This window comes from Acinetobacter sp. UBA5984 (assembly GCF_002429925.1).
GTDB classification, from domain to species: Bacteria; Pseudomonadota; Gammaproteobacteria; order Pseudomonadales; family Moraxellaceae; genus Acinetobacter; species Acinetobacter variabilis.
In genome coordinates this window covers 109580-132815 of record NZ_DJBE01000072.1, presented here as the reverse complement: position 1 = coordinate 132815, position 23236 = coordinate 109580, and the positions used below count along the sequence as shown (strand labels likewise).

Here is a 23236-nt window from a genome sequence, read left to right as displayed (position 1 = left end):
ATATTCAATCACCCCGCGTAAAAAATACGGTTGGCTTATTTTAGCATAAGCCAAACAAAAATTAACGATTCTGCCAGATGCTTAATGCACCCTTGCGAGTCGAAACATAGAGCTGGTTGTCAATTACGCGTAAATGACGCACTTCACCAGAAGTTTTAGCACGGCCAATAATCTGTCCTGTTGATGGATCTAACAGGTGCAGTACTCCGTCCAGATCACCTACGACAAGTTCAGTTCCAAGCATTACCGGATTGCTCAGCTGACGATTCAACAACTGGTCATTTTCCCATAAAGGCTGGCCAGTGGTAATTTCATAAGCGCTGATTTTACCATCGGTTTGGGCAACAAACACGCCATTACCAACCACTTCCGGTCGCTGGATACTGCTAGCATCTTCACTCCAGATTACCTGTTGTGAAGCCAGATCAAATACAGTCACCTGACCTTGATAGCTAGTGGTCACAATAAACTGACCTGCTACGACAGGATCACCGTCAATATCGATCAAACGCTGAATGTCCGAACGACCATCAGAAATCGCAACACGGCGCTGCAATTTAGGCACACCACTTAGGGCATCGATTGCATAAATATAAGCATTTGAAGTCGCAATCAATACATTACGTGCATCTAAAGGCACTGGAGCCGCCATGCCACGCAGGCTAAACTGGACATTCGGTAAATCGTAGGTCCATACCTGAGCGCCTGAAGCCACTTCGTGGGCATATACAGTACCATCATTAGTAACAGTAATTACGCGACCTGCATGAACCAGTGAAGGCGCCAAAATGGCACCAGTCAATTGTGCAGTCCAGCGTTGTTCACCAGTCTGCTGATCTAGTGCGATCAGTTGGCCTTTATTACTGCCAACCACCACGATCCCATCAGCGGCTTCAACGCCAGAGCTTAAAGTATCTTTGCTGACTTTTTTCTGCCACAGGCGCTGCTTGCCATTAAAAGCAGTGACTTCACCCTTAGGGTCGATCGCAAATACGACTCCGTTATCCGCATCCAGACGTAAACGTAGCGGATCAGCCTTCTCTGTTGAAGAAACACTGGTCGAAAATACAGGAACAAGTGTTTTAGTCTGACTGATTTTTGGAAGTGGATTCGGTTTTACTTCTGGTACTTTATTGGTCTTACCCGCACAGCCAGCGAGTGCAAGAGTTAAAACAGTTAAAGCACAGGTGATTTTATATGTTCTGTTCATTCAGCTTCTTCCACTTGTGTTTCTATAATTGGGCGTTCGATTTCCGGGTCATCGACCAACACGCCTACGCTTTCGAGCTTAATTTGTAAAATTTGACGTTCTTCTTTACGTTCAATCAAAGCATCCCATGCACTTTGATATACTTTTTTGGCATTTTCAATATCATTTTTGGCAACATAGATATCGCCACGAGCTTCATCAGCGGTTGCTTTAAATGCAGGTTCAGTGACTGCATCTAAAGTTTTCAGGGCTGCATCATATTTTTTCTGTGCTAATTGTGCATAAGCCAGACGCAATTTAACAACCTGAACTAGGCCTTTATCGTCAACTTTAGAGTTTTCAACTTTTTGCAATGCTTTCTCAGCGGCAGCATAATCTTGCTTGTCATAAGCCAGTTTCGCCATGACCAGCTGGGTTTGAATCGCTTGGGCCGAATCCGGTGCTTCTTTAACAATCTTGTCTGCAGTTTCAGACAGCTTGGCAAAAGCATCACCATCTGCAGCCTGTGCTTCATCCATCAATTGCTGAACCTTGGCAGTCTGCATTTGCGATTCTGCCAAGTTTTTCTTCTGCCAATATTCCCATCCGAAAAAGGCAATCAGCGCAACCAGAATCCCGATAATGATCGAAGAACCATACTTCTTCGTGAAGGATTTCAAACTTTCAAGTTGTTCATCATCAGTCATTGCGCTCATGCGATTACCTTTTTCCTAATGTTTTATCGATTATTTTGAAGAAATTTTAGTACTGAAAAATGCGACAAAGTCAGCAAATGGCACAGTAGATTGCTCTGCAGTCGCCAGCTCTTTCACCGTAAAGCTTTGTGTTTCAAGTTCACGCTCACCGATAATGGCTGCATATAAAGCACCGGCCTGATCGGCTTTTTTCATTTGCGATTTCATTGAACCCTGAGAGCCGACTTTCAGACGAATATTACTGCCTGCAGCTTCCAATTGATCACGAATCTGTTCAGCCAATACCAGTGCTTTACCTTGAGAAGCAGGATCGGCAACCAGGAATACTTCGCAATCACGTACTGGCGTATTGTCTTCCACCTGTTCCAGGAGAAGCAATAATCGCTCCATCCCCATCGCGAAACCAACTGCAGGCACAGATTGATCCGCTTTGCCTTTCAATTGACCGACCAAGCCATCATAACGACCACCAGCACACACAGTACCTTGCGAACCTAAGTGAGTAGTGGTCCATTCAAATACGGTTTTGTTATAGTAGTCCAGACCACGTACCAGTTTCTGATTGATGACGAAGCTAATACCGGCATCTGACAAATACTGTTGTAACTGGTTAAAGTGTGCCAGTGTTTCTTCACCCATAAAGTCGTGAAGTTTTGGCGCATTTTCTAGAATGCTTTGAGTTTTGGCATCTTTGGAATCCAGAATACGCAGCGGATTAGTCGTCAGACGACGTTGAGAATCTTCATCCAGATCCGCTTTATGCGCTTGCAGGAACTCTACCAGTGCCGCACGATACGCTGCACGTTCATCAGACTCGCCCAGTGTATTCAGTTCAAGTTGAACTTTGTCAGCAACGCTCATACGTTTCCAAAGGCGCGCAGTCATCAGAATCAGCTCTGCATCTTGATCAGGTGTTGCCACACCAAAGGTTTCCACACCAAACTGGTGGAACTGACGATAACGGCCTTTTTGCGGTTTTTCATAACGGAACATCGGTCCGATATACCACACTTTCGGTGTTGCACCACGAAGCAGGTTATGTTCCAGCATCGCACGTACACAGCCCGCTGTTCCTTCAGGACGTAAAGTCAGAGACTCAGGCGGATTACCTTTGTCCAGGAAGGTGTACATTTCTTTTTCAACGATATCTGTGGCATCACCGATCGAACGTTTAAACAGATTGGTCTGTTCAACCATCGGCAAACGGATCTGTTGATAGCCATAGGCATCCATCAGACCTGACAGATGCTGTTCAAGACGTCTCCAAGCTGGGGTTTGCGTTGGGAGAATGTCATTAAAACCTTTGATTGCGACGATTGAACTCATGATCTACTCAGAAAAACTTGTGCGAATAATTTCTTTTGATTTGGCTTCTTCAAGCTCGGAAACACGTTGACGAACCATTGATTCGATTTCATCAACCAGTTGATTGGTATCGATTAAATGACTCTTTTCACCATTACGATACACCAGTGAGCGCGGACTTGCACCTACTACACCAATATCGGCTTCTTTGGCTTCACCCGGACCATTCACTTTACAGCCAATCACAGACACATCCATCGGAACACGGACATCTTCCAGACGTTCTTCAAGGGTCTGCATTACTTTAATCACGTTAAATTCCTGACGTGAACAGCTTGGGCAGGCAATGAAGTTAATTCCATTAGAACGAAGACCCAGCGATTTCAGGATATCAAAACCAATCTTGATTTCTTCTTCAGGCTCGGCTGCCAGAGAAATACGCATGGTATCGCCAATGCCTTCCATCAGTAGACCGCCAAGAGCAATCGCTGATTTTACTGAACCGGTACGATACACACCCGCTTCAGTCACACCCAAGTGCAGTGGATTATCAATCTGTTTAGACAGCAGACGATAAGCATCCATAGTCAAAAACACATTTGAAGCTTTAACCGATACTTTAAATTCATGGAAATTCAGACGATCCAGAATGTCGATATGACGCATCGCAGATTCCAGCAATGCTTCACCTGTTGGCTCGCCATATTTTTTCTGGATATCTTTTTCCAGTGAACCGGCATTCACGCCAATCCGCATAGAAATGTCATTATGACGTGCTGCTGCCACGACTTCACGAATCTTGGCTTCCGAACCGATATTCCCCGGGTTAATACGCAGACAGTCTGCACCCAGATCAGCAACAGCCAGCGCAATTTTATAGTCGAAGTGAATATCTGCGACCAGTGGTACGTCAACTTGCTTACGAATTTCACCAAATGCGGCCGCTGCTTCCATACTTGGAACAGAGACACGCATGATGTCTGCGCCTGCATCCACACAACGCTGAATTTGAGCAACAGTTGCTGCGACATTGCAGGTTTCAGTATTGGTCATTGACTGAACAGTGATCGGTGCATCACCACCGACATAGACAGAACCGACACGGATTTTACGTGTTGGACGGCGCTGAATTGGATTTACGATCATGATTTCGCCCTATCTGCTCACCATTAACGTGATAAACGGAAATCTGCTTTTCCGTTAACCGTATAAGGTGACAATGCAATACTTTCATTATTTAAACTGAGTGATACTGCTGTCGCATCATCCAGTCGGATCTGGAATGGCGCTTCACCGTTCAGCTCTATAGTAGACGCCTGACGACCAGTGGCCAGCACGTTACCACCTGCATCTACAATATGCACAGAGGTCGGACGGCTAAAATCAAGCTTGAGCTGATCACCGGACATGGCAGCACCGGCATCCAGATTTAAAATTTCGACATCAGAAGAGGTGTCCGCAACTTCGGCACTATTCTCGCTGCTCTCTGACCAGTTCTGGATCATGGCGACCAGTGCACCCAAGATCAGTACTATAACCAGTGCAATCAGGCCACGCTTTAACCATTTGCGGTTACGATCACGTTTTGAACCTGGCAATTTACCCATGATCTTGATTGGAGAATCTTTCAGGGCGTGCGTTGCAACCATACCGGTATCATTGGCATAAATTTCATCAAAACGCTGAATCAGGCTAGAAGCATCGACACCGAGATATTTGGCATAGGTGCGGTAATAGCCCTTGATAAAGGTCGCTTCAGGCAAAGATTTATAATCATCCTTTTCCAAGGCATTCAGGGTCTTTACCGGAATATTGAGTTCTTTGGCAATGTCTTCAAGCTCACGTTGCTGATTAATACGAATCTTGCGTAAGTACTCACCTGGACGCTGAACATTTCCTAACGCGTTTGGAGCTACGCTCGAATTATTCGAATCTGAATTAGGATTTACTTCCATACGGCCTCAGTACTGTACTGTAATTGCAAATAACGTTGGTATTCCGGGCTTTCAGGGAACAATGCACGTAATTGATTGACCAATACCTGCATGCCTAACTGATCGCCACTGGCACGCGCAGTGCGAATGCCAATCCAGAGCGCACGGGCACTCTGGTTTTTCTGCCCCACGCCACGTACAAACTGTTCATACATTTGAGTCGCGGCCGGGAACTGCTGGTTCAGATAAAAAATTTCTGCCAACTCTAACATTGATATATACGAAGCGCGATTAGCCTGTAGTGCCTGTTTGAATGATTTTTCAGCATTCACCAAATCACCCTGTTTCAGGTAAATCCGTCCCATATTTTCAAGGGCACGAAATCGCTGGTCATAACCTAAAGTTGCGCCGGCAATTTCGAACTGCTCGATCGCATCTTTATAGCGCTCAAGCTGATATAAATAGGTGCCGTAGTTATTTCGTGCCTGGGCATTTTTGGGATCTGCCGAAATTGCACGCTTGAAATAACCTTCGGCCTTTTCAAGATTAGGTTTGCTGCCTTCCTGCTGAAGCAGCACGCCCATCATCATATTGGCTTGCGAATCACGCGGATTAGTTTCCAGTGCCTGATCCAGCGCACGTTTAGCTGAATCCAGATCACCGTTTTTAAGATATTCAACCGCCAACTGAGTACGAACCTTGGTGGCTTTTTCCGGGTCCTTCTGACCCAGATCTGGCGTTTGACACGCAGTTAAAACCAAAGACCCACATACTACTGAAACCAAAGCAAGTTTAGATGTCAGATTACTCAATTGGCGACCTCTTGTTATCCTTGTGAGCGCATAATCTCGTTGGACTGCGCAATTTTCTTTTTCCACTGTTCCGCACGACGGGTACGGTCAGCGACTTGTCCTACCAGTTGTCCACACGCAGCGTCGATATCATCACCACGTGTCTGACGAATCGTACACACAAAACCGGCATCAGACAAAGTTTTTTGGAAAGAAATAATCCGGTTACGGCTTGAACGGCCATATGGCGCATGCGGGAACGGGTTAAATGGAATCAGGTTAATCTTGCTTGGCAGATCTTTGAGCAGCTTGATCATCTGCTGGGCATGTTCAGGCTTGTCATTTACGCCATCCAGCATTACGTATTCGATGGTTACGTGCTTACGCGCACTTTCATTACCATCTTTAGTGATATAACGCTGACAAGCGGCAATAAGCTGCTCTAGTGGATATTTTTTGTTGATTGGCACCAGTTCATTACGCAGTTCATCATTGGTTGCGTGTAATGAGATCGCCAAAGCCACATCAATATCTTGTGCCAACTGGTCAATTTTCGGCACGACACCAGACGTTGAAAGCGTCACGCGGCGTTTAGACATGCCATAAGCAAAATCGTCCAGCATAATGCGCATAGAATTTAATACAGCGTCATAGTTCAGCAATGGCTCGCCCATACCCATCATCACCACGTTGGTCACTGAACGCTCACGCTCAGCCACAGGCACTTCTTCCATATAGGAGTAGTTTGCCATCCACAACTGACCGATGATTTCAGCTTGAGTCAGGTCACGCTGGAAACCTTGCTTACCGGTTGAACAGAATGAACAGTCCAGGGCACAGCCTACTTGTGAAGAAATACACAGGGTCTTACGTGAGCCGGTCTTGTCTTCTGCCGGAATCAGGACAGTTTCAACCAGAGAGCCGTCACCATCACCGACACGGAATACCCATTTACGGGTACCGTCTTTGGAATAGTTTTTATGCACCACTTCTGGCGCTTTAATTTCACAAATCTTTTCCAGTTTTTCACGCAGCTTGCCTGAGATATTGGTCATCTCGGCAAAATCAGTCACGAAATACTGATGAATCCATTTCATCACCTGACCGGCACGGAACTTCTTCTCGCCCATATCTTCGAAGAATTTTTCCATTTGCGGACGTGACATGCCTAGTAAGTTCACTTTTTCCACAGAATTTTGCTGTGCAGGAGTGGACGGAGATTGTTGCTGTGCATCAGAAACTGCTGATGTAGCGACCACTTCAGTACTCATGTGTATACCTAAACCATGTCTAAAGATGAAAGGAGAAGCTCAATATCTGAGCAAAGAATTATTCAGAGAATAAAAAAACCAGATAAGTATAATAACACTTATCTGGTTTGAATACTGCGTATTAACGAGTACGTGGAGCAATCTCAGTTTGCGCGAAGAAGTAGTTAATTTCGCGGTCAGCAGATGCTACAGAGTCAGAACCGTGAGCAGCGTTTTCGTCGATGCTTACAGCGAAGTCTGCACGGATTGTACCAGGAGCAGCTTCTTTAGGGTTAGTCGCGCCAAGGATGTCACGGTGAGCAAGAACAGCGTTTTCGCCTTCAAGAACTGAAACAACAACTGGACCAGAAGTCATGAATGCAACTAGGTCACCGAAGAAACCACGTTCTTTGTGCTCAGCGTAGAAGCCTTCAGCTTCAGCTTGAGTCAGGTGTTTCATTTTAGTCGCAACGATTTTAAGACCTGCTTTTTCGAAACGAGCAAAGATGTCACCGATGTGGTTTTTAGCAACTGCGTCTGGTTTTACGATAGATAATGTACGTTCAATAGCCATGATTGGCTCCTTAAGTCAATTGTTGACATGAAAATTTGCCGCATTATACCGAATAATGGACTTTTTTCTGCCTTTAAACTGTAAAAAAATTGCTTTTTTCAATTGGCAATTAACGTGCTTCGTCAATCCATGCCATTTGAATGGCTTCCAGAAGCCCTTCGGTTGATTTGGTTGGATCATCTTCAAAATCAGGAAGTGCACATACCCAGGCATGCAGGTCAGTAAAGCGAACCCATTGCGGATCCACGTCTGGATGCGCTTCATACAATTCAATCGCGATATCGAGGGTATCAGTCCAACGTAAACCCATGTCTATTCCTAAGCCTATTTACTGTGATGTAGTACTTTAGCAAATCTGCAAATTTCTGCGAGCCTTTGCCAGATCATCTCGTAATTTTTTACAACATGATATTAAAAAAAGGTGCCGTAAATACAATCATGGTGGCTACCAGTGCGCCCAATATGGCTCCTACCGCCACATCACTCGGATAATGCAAGCCTAAAACCATTCGAGAGATCGCCACCAGAATGGCAAATGGCAACATTAAAAACAGCAAGAAAGGTACGATATAACCCAGTACGATTGTGACCATCACCGCATGCAAGGTATGTCCCGAAGGAAAACTAAAATGGTCCAGCGGATGCTCACAAAGCCGAATCACCTGATGCACCTGGTAAGGACGTGGCCGTACTGTTTTGGTTTTTAAGAGTTTATAAATCAGGGTCCCAACCATACTGCCAAACACCAGATAAACAATCTGTAAGGTATACATCAGACCCTGAATCAGCCAGACGGCAATGAGCATCAAATACCAGAATACGCCATTGCCCAACCGGCTAATGATTTTAAAAAAAGCCGCAATGCGTTCTGAATGTGAAAAATGATTAAGATAAATACAGCCTTTTAAATCAATTTCTAAAAACTTTAATTTTGCATTCTGAAATTTCATTGTAGAGCTCTTATTGTTTTATGCCCTGCATTTCAGGTTTTGTACGACTGAAAAATAGAGCTTGTTCAAATTGACGCATGAGATAATCGCTATTCACCTTTTTTAGTTTCTTAATACCTGCATCCTTCTGTAATCGTTATAAATCGCCTAATTCAAACATCTAACAGATGAATTCTTACTACTATCCCAACCTACTCAGCCAACTTTTCCGATCATGTTGCAGCTGTAAACAAGTACATCCATGATCATTAGCGATCATTGCTCCACCGCTGGCCATCGCCTCCTGCACTATATTTTCTAAGCTTTCAATCCGACCTATCCCTGAACTGTTAATAGATAATTTATTTATACTGGTATTCAGTGAAATAAGTCTGAATTACCACATTCAATTCATTCTTTGAGAATAATTATCTAGCCTTTAACAAAACCTGAGAAGGATCGAATGTGCTTCGAGTATAGTGCAGTTATAGCGCCCAAGACTTTGGTGAAAATGTATCTGGAAGCCGCTTCTTGCCTTGCTCTTACTCAAAATTTGGTTATTTCAAAGCATTTAAAAGTTAAAGAGATATAACTATCCATACTTTTGATCAAGTATGAAATTAAGGTGTGACTGTTTTATGAATTGATTTATGGGGGCTGAATATTTCTTACATTATTAAACTTGCTGATGCTTTACGCCTGTTCTATCTGCCTTTTCAATTTCTTTACTATACTTCTGCTCAACTAATAACCGATTAAATACCTGATTCATGCCGATGGATTCAACTTATAAAATAATTGCCATTTTGGGATATGATTTATTTTTTGAGATCACCTTTTATCCTCAAATTCCCAGTCAGGCAACAAATCTACTCCAAACAATAAACATAAAATTGGAATTAAGACAGCTAACAATAAACTTAATGAAAACCAGCTAAATCCCCAATACATCACGATAAATAATCGTTTGGATTTGTTGCTATAAAGTTTCGGTATTTTTAAATTCGACTCCACATTGCTCAAGCTCTTAATCACCTACTCCCACTTCAGTCCAAGCATAGATATGATTTTCCATATTAAAAATTCAGTTCGATCTTTCATCTTATCTTCTTATATTTATTTAAATTATTATTTGACTATATAAAAACCCACTCTAGTGAGTGGGTTTTCGCATTCAAATCAAATGATTCAAGAAATTAGTTTTTCTCTTTATCTATGATTTTGTTTGCTTGAATCCAAGGTATGAACGAGTACAAAACACTGTTTTGTACGAAGTGCAAGGAAGCAAAGCATTGCTTTGAATGAAGCGCAAGGAATGAAAACCACTGCTTTCCTTTCTTTGAGACACACAATTTTAACTAAGGATGTCAGTCATTTTTACAAGATATAAAAAAGCCCCTGTTATAAAACAAGGGCCTTGTAACTCAGAAATTAGAACTTAGTTCTTTTCTTTGTCTACGATTTTGTTTGCTTGAATCCAAGGCATCATCGCACGCAGTTTAGCACCAGTTTGTTCGATACCGTGTGCAGCGTTTTGACGACGACGAGCAGTCATAGATGGGTAGTTCAACGCACCTTCCTGGATGAACATCTTCGCGTATTCACCAGATTGGATACGTTTAAGCGCATTACGCATTGCTTCACGAGACTGTTCGTTGATTACTTCAACGCCAGTTACGTATTCGCCGTATTCAGCATTGTTAGATACTGAGTAGTTCATGTCCGCGATACCGCCTTCGAACATCAAGTCAACGATCAGTTTAAGTTCGTGTAGACATTCGAAGTAAGCCATTTCAGGCGCATAACCAGCTTCAACCAGAGTTTCGAAGCCCATTTTAACCAGTTCAACAGCACCACCACAAAGAACTGCTTGCTCACCGAACAAGTCAGTTTCAGTTTCTTCACGGAAAGAAGTTTCGATGATACCAGTACGGCCGCCACCTACACCTGAAGCGTAAGAAAGCGCAACATTACGAGCATTACCAGAAGCATCTTGGTGGATCGCGATTAAGTCAGGAACACCTGAACCACGTTGGTATTCAGAACGTACAGTGTGACCAGGAGCTTTAGGCGCAACCATGATTACATCTAGGTCTTTACGTGGAACAACTTGGTTATAAAGAACAGAGAAACCATGAGCAAATGCAAGAGTCGCGCCTTCTTTGATGTTTGGCTCGATCACGTCGCGGTAAAGTTGAGCTTGGAACTCATCTGGAGTCAAGATCATTACTACGTCAGCTTGAGCTACAGCAGCAGGAACTTCAGCAACTTTAAGACCAGCGTTTTCAGCTTTTTTCCAAGAAGTAGAATTCGCGCGTAGACCAACAGTTACGTCAACGCCAGAATCTTTAAGGTTAAGCGCGTGTGCGTGACCTTGTGAACCGTAACCAATGATTGCTACTTTCTTAGATTGGATAATAGATAAGTCGCAGTCTTTATCGTAAAAAATTTGCATTGCTGTCTCCGCTTAAATGCTTGTGTGTCCGTTTCATCAGGCAATGATCCTTGATCACATTGCCTGAAGCCCCCTTCTTATTAGAATGAGGAAATAATTTAGAAAATTTAGATGGTTAGTACTTTTTCGCCGCGTGCGATACCTGATACGCCTGAACGCACCACTTCCAGAATCGTGTTTTCCGCTAATGCATCAATAAAACCGTCGATTTTCTCAGTCGTACCCGCGATTTGAATCGTGTAAGTTGTTGGCGTTACGTCAACCACCTGACCACGGAAAATATCGGTCGTACGTTTGATTTCATCACGGGTTGCGCCTAAAGCTTTCACTTTGATCAACATCAATTCACGTTCAATATGCGCACCTTCAGACAGATCCACCACTTTAACCACTTCTACCAGCTTGTTCAGCTGCTTAGTGATCTGTTCGATCTTGTGATCATCACCATAAGTCGTCAAAGTCAGACGTGAAAGTGTTGGGTCTTCAGTTGGCGCAACGTTCAATGTTTCAATGTTGTAGCCGCGTTGTGAGAATAAACCTACCAAGCGAGAAAGCGCGCCTGCTTCGTTTTCTACGAGTACAGAGATAATATGTCTCATTTCGTGCGCTCCCCTTTTGCTAACCACATATCCTGCATCGATTGACCCGCAACCAGCATTGGATATACGTGTTCTGTACGGTCAACCATTACGTTAATAAATACGCACTTGTCATTGATCGCCATCGCTTCTTCAAGCTTAGACTCAAGCTCGTCTGCATGGTCAATCTGAATACCTACATGACCATAAGCTTCCATCAATTTTGCAAAGTCAGGTAAAGACTCTACATAAGAGCTAGAGTGACGGCCTTCGTAGTTCATGTCTTGCCACTGTTTCACCATACCCAGGGCACGGTTGTTCAGGCATAGAATTTTAACGTTCAAGCCATATTGCTTACAGGTAGAAAGTTCCTGGATACACATCTGAATAGACGCTTCACCAGTAATACAAACCACTTGCTGATCTGGGAATGCAAGCTTAGCCGCCATTGCATATGGCAGACCCACACCCATGGTACCTAGACCACCAGAGTTGATCCATTGACGAGGACGCTTGTAGCGATAATGCAATGCACCGAACATCTGATGCTGACCAACGTCAGAGGTAATGATCGCTTCGCCATTGGTGACTTTGTCTAGAGCACGAACCACTTGCTGAGGCTTCATCGAACCATCAGTCGGTACATCGAACTTCAAGCCATGAACCTGACGCCATTCATCAATCTGTTTCCACCATGCCGCAATCGCTTCAGGATTTGGCTTGGACACATTCATTTGCTTCAACTGGTTCAGCATTTCGTTCAGCACAGGTTCTACTGCACCCACGATTGGAATGTGCGCCATGATGGTTTTAGAAATGGTCGCCGGATCGATGTCAATGTGAATGACTTTCGCATTCGGGCAGAATTTCGCCGGGTTATTGGTTACACGGTCATCGAAACGCGCGCCTACACACAGAATCACGTCTGCATTGTGCATGGTCATGTTGGCTTCGTAAGTTCCGTGCATACCCAACATGCCGATGAATTGTGGATCATCGCCCGGGAATGCACCAAGGCCCATCAGGGTATTGGTAACCGGGTAACCCAATAGATGTGCAAGCTCAGTTAATTGTGCTGAAGCATTGCCCTGAACCACGCCGCCGCCTGAGTAAATCACTGGGCGTTTCGCATGAATCAGTTCATCAATCGCTTTACGGATTTGACCTGAGTGACCACGATATGGTGGTTGATACGAACGCATCTTCACTTTTTCAGGATATTCGTAAGCAAATTTCTCTGCCGGGTTAGTTGCATCTTTAGGAATATCAACAACCACCGGACCTGGACGGCCAGATGACGCGATATAGAATGCTTTTTTGATAATTGCCGGAATTTCGCTGGCATGGCGAACCTGGAAGCTGTGCTTAACGATTGGGCGAGAAATACCGACCATATCAGTTTCTTGGAACGCATCCTCACCGATCAAATGGCTTGCAACCTGACCAGACAGGATCACCATTGGAATGGAATCCATATAAGCTGTTGCAATTGGAGTTACGGTATTGGTTGCGCCCGGACCTGATGTCACAAGCACGACACCAGTTTTACCTGTTACGCGCGAGTATGCATCTGCCATATGGCCGGCAGCCTGTTCGTGACGTACGAGGTAATGATTAATTTTGTCTTGTTGAAATAGCGCGTCGTAGATATGTAGAACTGCGCCGCCTGGATATCCAAAAACATGTTCAACGCCTTCATCCGCTAATGCGCGAACGAGCATTTCACCACCAGATAAAAGTTCCAACGTGATTCACCCTAATATTATTCACTGCACAAATGGGAGGCATTTGCAGTGTTCATTCATTAACTGTCTGCACTGTTATAGCACATAAATTTCATAGTTTTCATAGCAATAGGAAAAAAAATCTGGTCTCTTTACTGTTCGAGCAATACAAGACCTAAAACATGTTGGGATAAACATATTTTGCTTAGCTTTGTTCAATTTCTCGGCTAGAGAAATCGCCCACTGCATGAAATGACACTTGTTCGAAGGGTGATCGATCTAAGGCATATAAAACTACTGCAGCATTCTTGTGTTTTCAGTCTGTAAAGTCAAGTTTAAAAAACAGGCTATTATTGTTTATACGTCTAAAATTTGCTGCTTTTACAGACAATTTCGACTTTAACTGTGGTTTTTAGCTTTAAAATTTTAATTTAAATCAATAAATTTCATATACTTAAAATTTTAATTTTATAAATTTTTAATATGTCTTATATAAAAAAATTGAATGAATTTTTAAGAAATTCAATGCAACTGTTTATAAATAAATTTCTTTTTATATAAAATTACTCTTTTTTAGCATTAGCTTGAAACATAAAACCACTACTGATCACAAAATTAATTGAATTAAAAATCATCTTATGGCAAAAAACTCTCTACAATAAAAACTCTATTTAACCGCTTGAAATTTTCAGGACTTTTACTGATGAAAAGATCTTTCCTGACCGCATTAAATTTTGCTACTACGCTTGTTTTAGGTGTAGCGAGCAGCTCTGCTTTAGCGATTGAATATTATAAATGGGTAGATGCCAAAGGCGTGACTCACTACACTAAAACCCCGCCTCCTAAAAATGCCAAGCACAAAAGCAAAGTAGAAACCTATGGCTGGACCAATTCCGCGCCTACACCATCAAGAACAACCGAAAATGAGAACCAGACCGAAACGGGTAACTCAAATTCATCTGCACCTGTGCCTGTCGTTTCTGAAAATGAGCAGCAACAGCGTGAAGCCAATGAAGCTTTACAACGTGGTCAGTCTGAGCGTGTAGCTTTCTAATCATACTCGTCTGTCAATTTAGATTTTTCCTGCAGAATCCCATCCGCAAAATTCACTATAAGTGCATTTTGCGCTATGCTGTGCCTCATAATTTTTTAACCGTTCTCTTGTATTACGTATATGACTACTCACATTGACTCAGAATACCAAGCCAGTGCGATTGAGCCTCAAGTCCAACAGGACTGGGAATCTCGCAAAGCCTTTAAAGTTGCCGACACTATAGAAGGTCCACGTCGTTATATCCTCTCGATGTTCCCTTACCCAAGTGGCAAACTGCATATGGGTCATGTGCGTAACTATACTATTGGTGATGTAATCAGTCGTTTCCACCGTTTAAAAGGTGAAACTGTATTACAACCAATGGGCTGGGATGCTTTCGGTCTTCCTGCAGAAAACGCTGCTATTGCACACCAGGTCGCTCCTGCAAAATGGACGTTCGAAAATATTGATTACATGCGTAATCAGTTGAAGAAACTTGGCCTGTCTGTAGATTGGGATCGTGAATTCGCAACCTGCACACCAGAATACTATCACTGGGAACAATGGCTATTCGTTCAGCTTTATAAAAAAGGCCTGATCTACCGTAAACTTTCTACAGTCAACTGGGACCCAGTAGACCAGACCGTTCTTGCCAATGAACAGGTTGAAAATGGTCGCGGCTGGCGTTCAGGTGCATTGGTTGAAAAACGTGATATCCCAATGTACTACTTCCGCATTACTGACTATGCGCAAGAATTATTGGATGACTTAGACACACTCAAAGACGGTTGGCCACAACAAGTCTTGACCATGCAACGTAACTGGATTGGTCGCTCACAAGGGATGGACATTACCTTCCCTTCAGCGAATCCAGACATCTATGCAGATGGTTTAACAGTATTCACCACACGTGCTGACACTTTAATGGGTGTAACTTATGTTGCAGTTGCAGCAGAACATCCAATGGCATTGAAAGCAGCAGAAAATAATCCTGAGCTTCAAGCATTCATTGAAGAATGCCGTATGGGTTCTGTGGCAGAAGCGGATCTAGCGACTGCCGAGAAGAAAGGCATGGCAACAGGTCTTTCTGTAAAGCACCCTGTAACAGGTGAAGAAGTTCCTGTTTGGATTGCAAACTATGTATTGATGTCTTATGGTTCAGGTGCGGTGATGGCGGTGCCTTCACACGATGAACGTGACTTCGAATTTGCCAATAAATATGGCTTAACCATCAAGCAAGTGATTGATGCCAAAGGTGCTGATGATAGCGAGTTTGATGCAAAACAATGGCAAGAATGGTACGGTTCTAAAGAAGGTAAACTGGTTAATTCAGGTGAATTTGATGGTTTAGATTTCCAAGGCGCATTTGATGCTTTCTTGGCAAAACTAGAACCACAAGGTCTTGCCAACGTGAAAGTTCAATTCCGTTTACGTGACTGGGGTGTTTCTCGTCAACGTTATTGGGGTTGTCCAATTCCAATGATCAACTGTGACACGTGTGGTCAAGTTCCAGTGCCTGAAGACCAGCTTCCTGTTGTACTGCCAACTGACGTGGTTCCAGATGGTTCAGGTAACCCACTGAACAAAATGCCTGAATTCTACGAAACCACTTGTCCTTGCTGTGGTGGCGATGCGCGTCGTGAAACAGACACGCTAGACACATTCGTAGAATCTTCTTGGTACTATGCACGTTATGCATCTCCAGACTTTACCGATGGCATGGTGAAACCTGAAGCGGGTCAAACCTGGCTTCCTGTCAATCAATACATCGGTGGTGTTGAACACGCGATTCTACATTTGCTTTATGCACGTTTCTTCCACAAATTGATGCGTGATGAAGGTGTGGTACAAGGTAACGAACCGTTCACTAACTTGTTAACCCAAGGTATGGTGCTTGCTGATACGTATTACCGCGAAGCGGAATCAGGTAAGAAAACATGGTTCAACCCTGCGGACATCGAGCTTGAAAAAGACGAAAAAGGTCGTATCACTTCTGCGAAATACAAAGAAGATGGTCAAGACGTTGTCGTTGGCGGTCAAGAGAAGATGTCGAAATCGAAAAACAACGGGATCGACCCGCAAGCGATTATTGACCAATACGGCGCAGATACTGCACGTGTGTTCATGATGTTTGCTGCACCACCTGATCAATCACTTGAATGGTCTGATGCCGGTGTTGAAGGTGCAAACCGCTTCCTGAAACGTGTATGGCGTTTGGCAACAGGTTTCCTTGAAAAAGGTAATACTGCGACTGAATTCGATAAAGCCGCTCTTTCTACAGCTGCGCAAGACTTACGCCGTAAGACTCACGAAACCATCCAGAAAGTGGGTGATGACATCGAACGTCGTCACGCATTCAACACTGCGATTGCAGCAATGATGGAACTGTTAAATGCGAACAACAAGTTTGAAGCGAAAGATGATAATGACGTTGCTGTAGCACGTGAATCGATCACTACGCTTTTAATTTTACTTGCGCCATTTGCACCACATTTAAGTCAGACTTTATTGGCTCAGTTTGGAATCGAGTTAACTCAAGCGCAGTTCCCACAAGTGGATGAATCTGCATTGACTCGTAATACCCAAACCATCGTGGTTCAGGTCAACGGTAAACTTCGTGGCAAACTTGAAGTGTCTGTGGATGCATCTAAAGATGACATTCTTGCGCAAGCGAAAGCCTTGCCTGAAGTTCAACAATTCCTGACTGGTCCAACCAAGAAAGAAATTGTGGTGCCGAATAAGCTAGTGAACTTGGTGGTTTAATTTAATCCCCCTAAATCCCCCTTTGCAAAAGAGGGACTTCCCACTTCAAATAAAAAATGAAGTCTCCTCCCTTTTTTAAAGGGAGGTCGGGAGGGATTAAATTTAACCTATCCTTAACCATCTCCTTGTAGGAGAGGGAAATTCCTTCTCCCTTTGGAAGAAGGTTAGGATGAGGGAAAGGATTTCACAATTCCAAACAAAGCCCGTTGCCAGCCAACGGGCTTTGACTTTACAATCCGGTTCAGGATTTCAAATATTTCCCTGAGGGAAAAAGAGGATACTCATGCATTTAGGCAAACGTTTAGCAGCAATTGTTTTAACTTGTGGTCTAAGTGCAGGCCTCGTTGGCTGTGGCTTTCATTTAAAAGGAACCAATCCGAGTTCCGCACCTGTAGCTTACTCAGTCATGAGTCTGGCCTTGCCTGACAATACTGAAGATCTTCAGGAAAAACTAGCCGTTTATCTGGGTGCTGCCGGAGTACAGCTGAGTAATGCACCTAATGCTTATGTCTTACGTGTCCTAGATTACACCCCTCGCCGTCTAGAATTGAATGGCAAACTGGTAGAAACCTTATTGCGTCTGAATGTTACTTTCCGAATTGAAGATGCACAAGGCAATCCGGTGACTGAACCTCGTACAGTAATCGCGACCCGTACCTATCAATATGATATTGAAACCGTGAATACGGATGACCAGGAACAAAAATTCTTAAATCAGGTCCTGATTGATGATGTGGCCCAGCAGATTGCCCGTCAAATTTCATCGAATCGTTTGCCATTGGCAAAACCAGAAACTTCGACTCAACCAGCCAAATAAGACGACCCAATGAAACTTGATTACCTCCAGGCATTAAAACGTGTCAATGAAGCTCGCGGTGCCTGGGTGTTGCATGGTCAGGAACCTTTGCTGGAACAGAATCTGGTAGATGCCTTTCGTAGCAGCTGGCAAAGCCGTGAAGTTGAACGCCAGCGTTATGATATTAGCTCTGCCTCTGACTGGAAAAATGTCTTCAATGCTTTAAACAGCCTGTCATTATTTTCTAGCCAATTGGCAATTGAAGTGCATGGCAATATCAAACCTGATGCCAGCGGTCTCAAACTGTTAAAAAACTATCTGCAACAGGACAGTGATAACCTGCTGTTGGTGGTCATGCCGAAGCAGGATTCCAGCAGTCTGAAATCCAGCTTTTTCCAGACCATTGATGCCAATGGCGTGAATGTATCACTGGTAGCGAACTACCCAAAAGATCGTCAACAGATCCTCGGGATTGAAGCGGAAAAACTGGGAATTAAGCTGGCCAATGATGCCTGGCAATGGTTAGAGCAGCATCATGAACACAATTTACTAGCTGCCAAAAATAGCCTGATGCGAGTGGCGGATACCTTTGCTGAAGTAGATATTATCCAGATTGACCATCTGTATGCCTGCTTGCAGGACCAGTCCCGTTACAACACCTATGACCTGAGTGATGCCCTGCTCAATGGGAATCTAGCGCAATCAATTAAGATTTTCCAGTATCTGATTGCATCAGGCGAGCCAATGAGCCTGATTTTGTGGAGTATCAGCAAAGAAATGCGTCTATTGATGCAATTATTTGAACAGCCACAAAATGCCTTACAAATCGGTATCTGGAAGACTAAAGTGAGCTTATATCAGCAAGCCTTGCGTCGTTTAAGTCCACAGCGCTTTTTAAGCTGGCCTCAGCTTTTGATCCGGATCGACGCTGCAATCAAAGGGATGTCCAGAGAGAACCCTGAACATCTGATCTTGCAGGCCATTGCTGAAATGTGTGGTCAAAGCTTGTTTACATCCCCGAGTGCCTAACTAAAGAAACGCGCGAACCAGCCTTTGCCTTTTTTCTTTTCCTGTGTTCGCAGATAACTCAACATATTGTCCCGTACTGCTTCGACATAATCCTGATCATCGTGCTGAATATGGTTGATGAGCCATTTGGACAGAAGACAATGCAAATCTTTTTCAATGGACTGACCTTGCTCAAACTTCAGGCGATAATCATTTAATTTTTTGACAAATAATTCATGTATACCGCGATGTGAAGTCAAATATTGATAACTCACCTGTTCCAGCAGGTTTTCTTCAAAGCTGAAATGTGACTGGGTATAGTCGATTAAATCGTCTAAAACCTCCCTGATTTTATCGCGATCTCCGGTACTTTTGACCTGCTCTAAAGCATTTATATAGTCCAGAATCTAGCGATGTTGATGATCAATCACCTCAATTCCAATATTGTAACTTTCATTCCATCTATGAACCTCATCAATTTTCTTAGTAAAGTCGTATTATTTTTTCGCTCATTAGCAGCATTATGGCGTATTTTTATCAGCAGTTTAGTGGCCAGGTTTTTGCATGTAGTCTATCTAAGACGTACTTTATACTCCCATGAAGTTTTAATTGATTAATCATATGATCAATATTTTTCAGATAACTAAATCGTATAAAATTTCATCTAAAAAAGATGATTTTAATAGGAGTAGTTCAATGAATCCCTTATATAAAATCAGGTTTTATCTTATATGTTTTTTTAAACCAGGCAGTGGAAAATAGTTCTCATTTTAAATAAAAAAAATTCACGTTTTATCCTAATTTCGCTTTTATAATCAACTGTTATCCTACGACCCAAATCTGAATCCATATGCCAAAAATAAAACCTACGAAACTCATTATGGCGATTGTAATTGCCATCCTGGTGGCAGCCACTGCCTGGTATTTTCTGAAACCTAAAGAGCAGCAGCCACAATACATTACAGCTGAAGTGACCCAAGGGGATATTGAAAATTCGGTACTGGCAACTGGTGTACTTGAAGCCACCAAAATGGTCAGTGTCGGTGCCCAGGTTTCGGGTCAGGTTAAAAAAATGTATGTGCAACTTGGCGATCAGGTCAAACAAGGCCAACTGATTGCCCGAATTGACTCTGTTCGTCAGGAAAATGATTTAAAGACTGCTGAAGCCAGTATTAAAAACCAGATGGCACAGCTTGCCGTGAAACAGGCCAACCTCGCTAAGGTGGAAGCCGAGTATAAGCGTCAGCAAGCCATGTATGCCCAAGATGCAACCTCGCGTTCAGAACTAGAATCTGCATTAGCCAGCTACAAAACCGCTCAGGCAGATATCACCGCGATTAATGCACAGATCGAACAGTCACGTTTAACTCTAGCCACTGCGAAAGAAGATCTCGGTTATACCCAAATTGTGGCGCCAATGGACGGAACCATTGTAGCGATCGTGACTGAAGAAGGTCAGACTGTAAACGCCAATCAAAGTGCACCAACGATTGTGAAACTGGCGCAGCTGGATACCATGACCATTAAAGCGGAAATTTCTGAAGCCGATGTGATGAAAGTTCAGGAAGGTCAAAGTGTTTACTTCACCACTTTAGGTGACAGTGAAACCAAACACTATGCAACATTACGTCAAGTTGAACCTGCACCGGACTCGATCAATACCGAAAGCAACAGCACATCGACTTCATCATCAAGTACTGCGGTGTATTACAACGCCCTATTTGATGTACCGAATGAAGATGGTAAATTACGTATTGATATGACTGCTCAGGTCTACATCATTTTAGATGAAGCGAAAAATGTGCTGACTATTCCTGCCGCAGCGGTGCAAACCTCAAACCGTCCGCAGCGCCGTGCACAAAGTCCCGATAGCGATAAAACACAAGCCAATAATGCTGCCGCTCCTGCTGATGCGAAACAAGGTGAAAATAAAACGGATCGACCTAAACGCTTAGAACTCACTGAAGCAGAAAAAGCCTTGGTTAAACAAGGAAAAGCAACTGTATCGATGGTTCGTGTATTACAAGCAGATGGTTCTGCAAAACCTCAACCTGTATTAATTGGTCTGAATAACCGCGTCACAGCTCAAGTCATCCGCGGCTTAAATCAAGGCGATAAAGTGGTGATTGCAGATGGTTCAGATACTTCAAATGATTCAGCTAAACGCAGCAATCGTGGTGGTGCTGGCGGCCCAATGAGAATGTAATTATGAGTCAAAATCAAACACCTCTACTTGAGGTTAAGAATCTGACTCGTGAATTCCCCGCCGGTGAAAGCACTGTTCAGATTCTTAAAGGGATTAATCTTGAGATTTATCCCGGTGAATTAGTGGCAATCGTAGGTCAGTCGGGTTCAGGTAAATCAACCTTAATGAATATTTTAGGTTGCTTGGACAAACCCACCAACGGTAGCTACAAAGTTAAAGGACGTGAAACCCGCGAGCTTGAGCCTGATGAATTAGCTCAATTGCGTCGTGAGTATTTCGGCTTTATTTTCCAGCGCTATCACTTATTGGGTGATTTAAATGCTACGGGCAACGTTGAAGTACCCGCAATTTATGCCGGTGCCGATGCGACCGAGCGTAATGCTCGTGCCAAGCAATTACTGACCGATCTAGGACTGGGAGACAAAACCCAAAACCGTCCGAGCCAACTGTCTGGTGGTCAGCAACAACGTGTATCGATTGCTCGTGCCTTAATGAATGGTGGTGATGTGATCTTGGCCGATGAACCCACCGGGGCATTGGACAAAAACAGTGGTATTGAGGTCATGCGCATTTTGCGTGAACTGAATGCCAAAGGTCATACCATTATTTTGGTTACCCATGATCATAACGTTGCTAAAAATGCCACGCGCATTATCGAAATTTCAGACGGGAATATCATTTCAGACAAACCGAATGTGCCTGAAGTTGATGATGGTTTCGAGAAAGAAAATCTGGTTCGAAATGAACAAAAGAAAATCTCGAGCTGGCGTTCTGCAGTAGACCGTCTCGGTGAAGCTTTCCGTATGGCCTTATTGGCCATGAATGCACACCGGATGCGGACCTTCCTGACCATGCTCGGCATCATTATCGGGATCGCGTCGGTGGTTTCAGTCGTTGCCCTCGGTAATGGCTCACAAAAGCAGATTCTGGAAAATATCAGCAGTCTTGGGACCAATACCATTACCGTGTTCCAAGGCCGGGGCTTTGGGGATAATTCCCGAACTGCACAAGTGAAAACCTTGATTCCTGATGATGCTACTGCCCTATCGGAACAACCTTATGTCGATGGTGTCAGTCCATCGGTCAACAGTAGTGTCACCGGACGCTTCAAAGAGATCGAAGCATCGACCACGGTCAACGGTGTCAGTGAAGACTTCTTCTATGTCAAAGGTATGAACTTCGAGTCAGGTCAGCCCTTTGATAAAGAAAGTGTGACCGAACAAGCTCAGGACGTGGTGATTGATAGCAATACCAAAAACACTTTCTTTGCGGATGGCACTAATCCTGTCGGTCAAGTCATTCTATTGGGTAGTGTACCGAGTCGGGTGATTGGCGTCATTGAAGAACAAAAAAGCATGATGGGCAACTCAGACAGCCTGAATGTGTATTTGCCTTATTCAACCGTCATGAGCCGTATGCTGGGACAATCCAATGTACGCAGTATCATTGTGCGTATTAAAGATGAATATCCAAGTGCGGCTGCGGAAAATGCCATTTTAAGCCTATTGGTACAACGCCATGGTGCTCAAGATGTGTTTACGCAAAACTCCGACAGTATTCGTGAAACCATTCAAGAAACCACTCAGACCATGACGCTTCTGGTTTCGGCTATCGCCGTCATTTCCCTAGTGGTCGGTGGTATTGGTGTGATGAACATTATGCTGGTTTCGGTGACTGAACGTACGCAAGAAATCGGGGTACGGATGGCGGTCGGTGCGCGCCAAAGTGACATTCTGCAGCAATTCCTGATTGAAGCTGTTCTGGTTTGTATTCTGGGCGGTATCTTAGGCGTATTGCTGTCACTCGGTATCGGTCAGCTGATTACCCATTTTGCTGAAGGAACCTTCCAGATGGCATACTCAACCACATCGATTGTCGCGGCCTTTGTCTGCTCAAGTCTGATCGGTATTGTGTTCGGCTTTATCCCGGCACGTAATGCAGCCCGTTTGAATCCGGTCGATGCACTTTCTCGAGAATAAGGAATC

The 23236-nt window shown here is 43.8% G+C and carries 20 protein-coding genes; 6 read left to right on the top strand and 14 right to left on the bottom strand.

Annotated elements, in window-relative coordinates; genetic code table 11:
- Nucleotides 1-61: 61 nt before the first annotated feature.
- From bamB to B3J29_RS12235, 13 genes are all read right to left on the bottom strand, one after another.
- Nucleotides 62-1210 (bottom strand): outer membrane protein assembly factor BamB, encoded by a 1149-nt coding sequence (gene bamB, locus B3J29_RS12295; protein ID WP_005232124.1) that lies wholly within the window; start codon nt 1208-1210, stop codon nt 62-64.
- On the bottom strand, nt 1207-1905 hold the full coding sequence (locus B3J29_RS12290) for a YfgM family protein (RefSeq protein ID WP_005232125.1): 699 nt from the start codon (nt 1903-1905) through the stop codon (nt 1207-1209). Before B3J29_RS12290 ends, bamB begins: the two co-directional genes overlap by 4 nt.
- 30 nt (nt 1906-1935) lie before the next feature.
- The gene (gene hisS, locus B3J29_RS12285; RefSeq protein ID WP_005232127.1) at nt 1936-3231 is read right to left on the bottom strand and encodes a histidine--tRNA ligase; all 1296 of its coding nucleotides are present in this window, start codon (nt 3229-3231) and stop codon (nt 1936-1938) included.
- 3 nt (nt 3232-3234) lie between these two features.
- The gene (gene ispG / locus B3J29_RS12280; RefSeq protein WP_005232130.1) at nt 3235-4356 is read right to left on the bottom strand and encodes a flavodoxin-dependent (E)-4-hydroxy-3-methylbut-2-enyl-diphosphate synthase; all 1122 of its coding nucleotides are present in this window, start codon (nt 4354-4356) and stop codon (nt 3235-3237) included.
- A 23-nt stretch (nt 4357-4379) separates the two neighbouring features.
- Nucleotides 4380-5165 carry a helix-turn-helix domain-containing protein gene (locus B3J29_RS12275; protein ID WP_005232131.1) on the bottom strand — a complete coding sequence of 262 codons (786 nt, stop codon included), beginning with the start codon at nt 5163-5165 and terminating at the stop codon, nt 4380-4382.
- A complete protein-coding gene (gene pilW, locus B3J29_RS12270) occupies nt 5156-5956 on the bottom strand; it encodes a type IV pilus biogenesis/stability protein PilW (protein ID WP_005232134.1) in 801 nt (266 codons plus the stop codon). Before pilW ends, B3J29_RS12275 begins: the two co-directional genes overlap by 10 nt.
- Nucleotides 5957-5970: 14 nt before the next feature.
- Nucleotides 5971-7206, bottom strand: coding sequence for a 23S rRNA (adenine(2503)-C(2))-methyltransferase RlmN (gene rlmN, locus B3J29_RS12265; RefSeq protein WP_005232136.1), 1236 nt, complete (start codon nt 7204-7206; stop codon nt 5971-5973).
- Between the two features lie 121 nt (nt 7207-7327).
- Nucleotides 7328-7759 (bottom strand): nucleoside-diphosphate kinase, encoded by a 432-nt coding sequence (ndk, locus tag B3J29_RS12260; protein WP_004782097.1) that lies wholly within the window; start codon nt 7757-7759, stop codon nt 7328-7330.
- Nucleotides 7760-7868: 109 nt separating this feature from the next.
- Entirely contained in the window at nt 7869-8069 is a 201-nt protein-coding gene (iscX, locus tag B3J29_RS12255; protein WP_005232138.1) for a Fe-S cluster assembly protein IscX, read from the bottom strand.
- 88 nt (nt 8070-8157) lie between these two features.
- Nucleotides 8158-8709: a phosphatase PAP2 family protein gene (locus B3J29_RS12250; protein WP_004782094.1), complete on the bottom strand. Its 552-nt coding sequence runs from the start codon at nt 8707-8709 to the stop codon at nt 8158-8160.
- A gap of 1417 nt (nt 8710-10126) precedes the next feature.
- Nucleotides 10127-11143 (bottom strand): ketol-acid reductoisomerase, encoded by a 1017-nt coding sequence (ilvC, locus tag B3J29_RS12245; protein WP_005232140.1) that lies wholly within the window; start codon nt 11141-11143, stop codon nt 10127-10129.
- Between the two features lie 107 nt (nt 11144-11250).
- Entirely contained in the window at nt 11251-11742 is a 492-nt protein-coding gene (ilvN, locus tag B3J29_RS12240) for an acetolactate synthase small subunit (protein WP_004782091.1), read from the bottom strand.
- Nucleotides 11739-13466, bottom strand: coding sequence for an acetolactate synthase 3 large subunit (locus B3J29_RS12235; RefSeq protein ID WP_034580267.1), 1728 nt, complete (start codon nt 13464-13466; stop codon nt 11739-11741). Before B3J29_RS12235 ends, ilvN begins: the two co-directional genes overlap by 4 nt.
- 682 nt (nt 13467-14148) lie before the next feature.
- Here B3J29_RS12235 and B3J29_RS12230 point away from each other — a divergent pair.
- The 4 genes from B3J29_RS12230 to holA all read left to right on the top strand — a co-directional run bounded on the left by B3J29_RS12230 (nt 14149) and on the right by holA (nt 19066).
- A complete protein-coding gene (locus B3J29_RS12230) occupies nt 14149-14499 on the top strand; it encodes a DUF4124 domain-containing protein (RefSeq protein WP_005232144.1) in 351 nt (116 codons plus the stop codon).
- Nucleotides 14500-14619: 120 nt separating this feature from the next.
- Entirely contained in the window at nt 14620-17241 is a 2622-nt protein-coding gene (leuS, locus tag B3J29_RS12225) for a leucine--tRNA ligase (protein ID WP_214001584.1), read from the top strand.
- A 283-nt stretch (nt 17242-17524) separates the two neighbouring features.
- Nucleotides 17525-18058 carry a hypothetical protein gene (locus B3J29_RS12220; RefSeq protein ID WP_005232148.1) on the top strand — a complete coding sequence of 178 codons (534 nt, stop codon included), beginning with the start codon at nt 17525-17527 and terminating at the stop codon, nt 18056-18058.
- Nucleotides 18059-18067: 9 nt separating this feature from the next.
- Entirely contained in the window at nt 18068-19066 is a 999-nt protein-coding gene (holA, locus tag B3J29_RS12215; RefSeq protein WP_005232151.1) for a DNA polymerase III subunit delta, read from the top strand.
- Here holA and B3J29_RS12210 read toward each other — a convergent pair.
- Nucleotides 19063-19452, bottom strand: coding sequence for a bacteriohemerythrin (locus B3J29_RS12210; RefSeq protein ID WP_224214010.1), 390 nt, complete (start codon nt 19450-19452; stop codon nt 19063-19065). The genes holA and B3J29_RS12210 overlap by 4 nt on opposite strands.
- Before the next feature lie 443 nt (nt 19453-19895).
- Between B3J29_RS12210 and B3J29_RS12205 the strand changes: the two genes are divergently transcribed.
- Nucleotides 19896-21251 (top strand): MacA family efflux pump subunit, encoded by a 1356-nt coding sequence (locus B3J29_RS12205; protein ID WP_034580270.1) that lies wholly within the window; start codon nt 19896-19898, stop codon nt 21249-21251.
- 2 nt (nt 21252-21253) lie between these two features.
- Nucleotides 21254-23230, top strand: a complete 1977-nt coding sequence (locus B3J29_RS12200; protein WP_005232157.1) for a MacB family efflux pump subunit — start codon at nt 21254-21256, stop codon at nt 23228-23230.
- The last annotated feature ends 6 nt before the right edge of the window (nt 23231-23236 follow it).

Bases quoted from the DNA above. Each gene is read 5' to 3' on its own strand.
- B3J29_RS12205 (WP_034580270.1), top strand. From the start codon at position 19,896: ATGCCAAAAATAAAACCTACGAAACTCATTATGGCGATTGTAATTGCC.
- B3J29_RS12250 (WP_004782094.1), bottom strand. From the start codon at position 8,709: ATGAAATTTCAGAATGCAAAATTAAAGTTTTTAGAAATTGATTTAAAA.
- rlmN (WP_005232136.1), bottom strand. From the start codon at position 7,206: ATGAGTACTGAAGTGGTCGCTACATCAGCAGTTTCTGATGCACAGCAA.
- holA (WP_005232151.1), top strand. From the start codon at position 18,068: ATGAAACTTGATTACCTCCAGGCATTAAAACGTGTCAATGAAGCTCGC.
- B3J29_RS12220 (WP_005232148.1), top strand. From the start codon at position 17,525: ATGCATTTAGGCAAACGTTTAGCAGCAATTGTTTTAACTTGTGGTCTA.
- B3J29_RS12200 (WP_005232157.1), top strand. From the start codon at position 21,254: ATGAGTCAAAATCAAACACCTCTACTTGAGGTTAAGAATCTGACTCGT.
- ilvC (WP_005232140.1), bottom strand. From the start codon at position 11,143: ATGCAAATTTTTTACGATAAAGACTGCGACTTATCTATTATCCAATCT.
- iscX (WP_005232138.1), bottom strand. From the start codon at position 8,069: ATGGGTTTACGTTGGACTGATACCCTCGATATCGCGATTGAATTGTAT.
- B3J29_RS12290 (WP_005232125.1), bottom strand. From the start codon at position 1,905: ATGAGCGCAATGACTGATGATGAACAACTTGAAAGTTTGAAATCCTTC.
- ndk (WP_004782097.1), bottom strand. From the start codon at position 7,759: ATGGCTATTGAACGTACATTATCTATCGTAAAACCAGACGCAGTTGCT.
- leuS (WP_214001584.1), top strand. From the start codon at position 14,620: ATGACTACTCACATTGACTCAGAATACCAAGCCAGTGCGATTGAGCCT.
- hisS (WP_005232127.1), bottom strand. From the start codon at position 3,231: ATGAGTTCAATCGTCGCAATCAAAGGTTTTAATGACATTCTCCCAACG.
- B3J29_RS12230 (WP_005232144.1), top strand. From the start codon at position 14,149: ATGAAAAGATCTTTCCTGACCGCATTAAATTTTGCTACTACGCTTGTT.
- ilvN (WP_004782091.1), bottom strand. From the start codon at position 11,742: ATGAGACATATTATCTCTGTACTCGTAGAAAACGAAGCAGGCGCGCTT.
- B3J29_RS12275 (WP_005232131.1), bottom strand. From the start codon at position 5,165: ATGGAAGTAAATCCTAATTCAGATTCGAATAATTCGAGCGTAGCTCCA.
- bamB (WP_005232124.1), bottom strand. From the start codon at position 1,210: ATGAACAGAACATATAAAATCACCTGTGCTTTAACTGTTTTAACTCTT.
- ispG (WP_005232130.1), bottom strand. From the start codon at position 4,356: ATGATCGTAAATCCAATTCAGCGCCGTCCAACACGTAAAATCCGTGTC.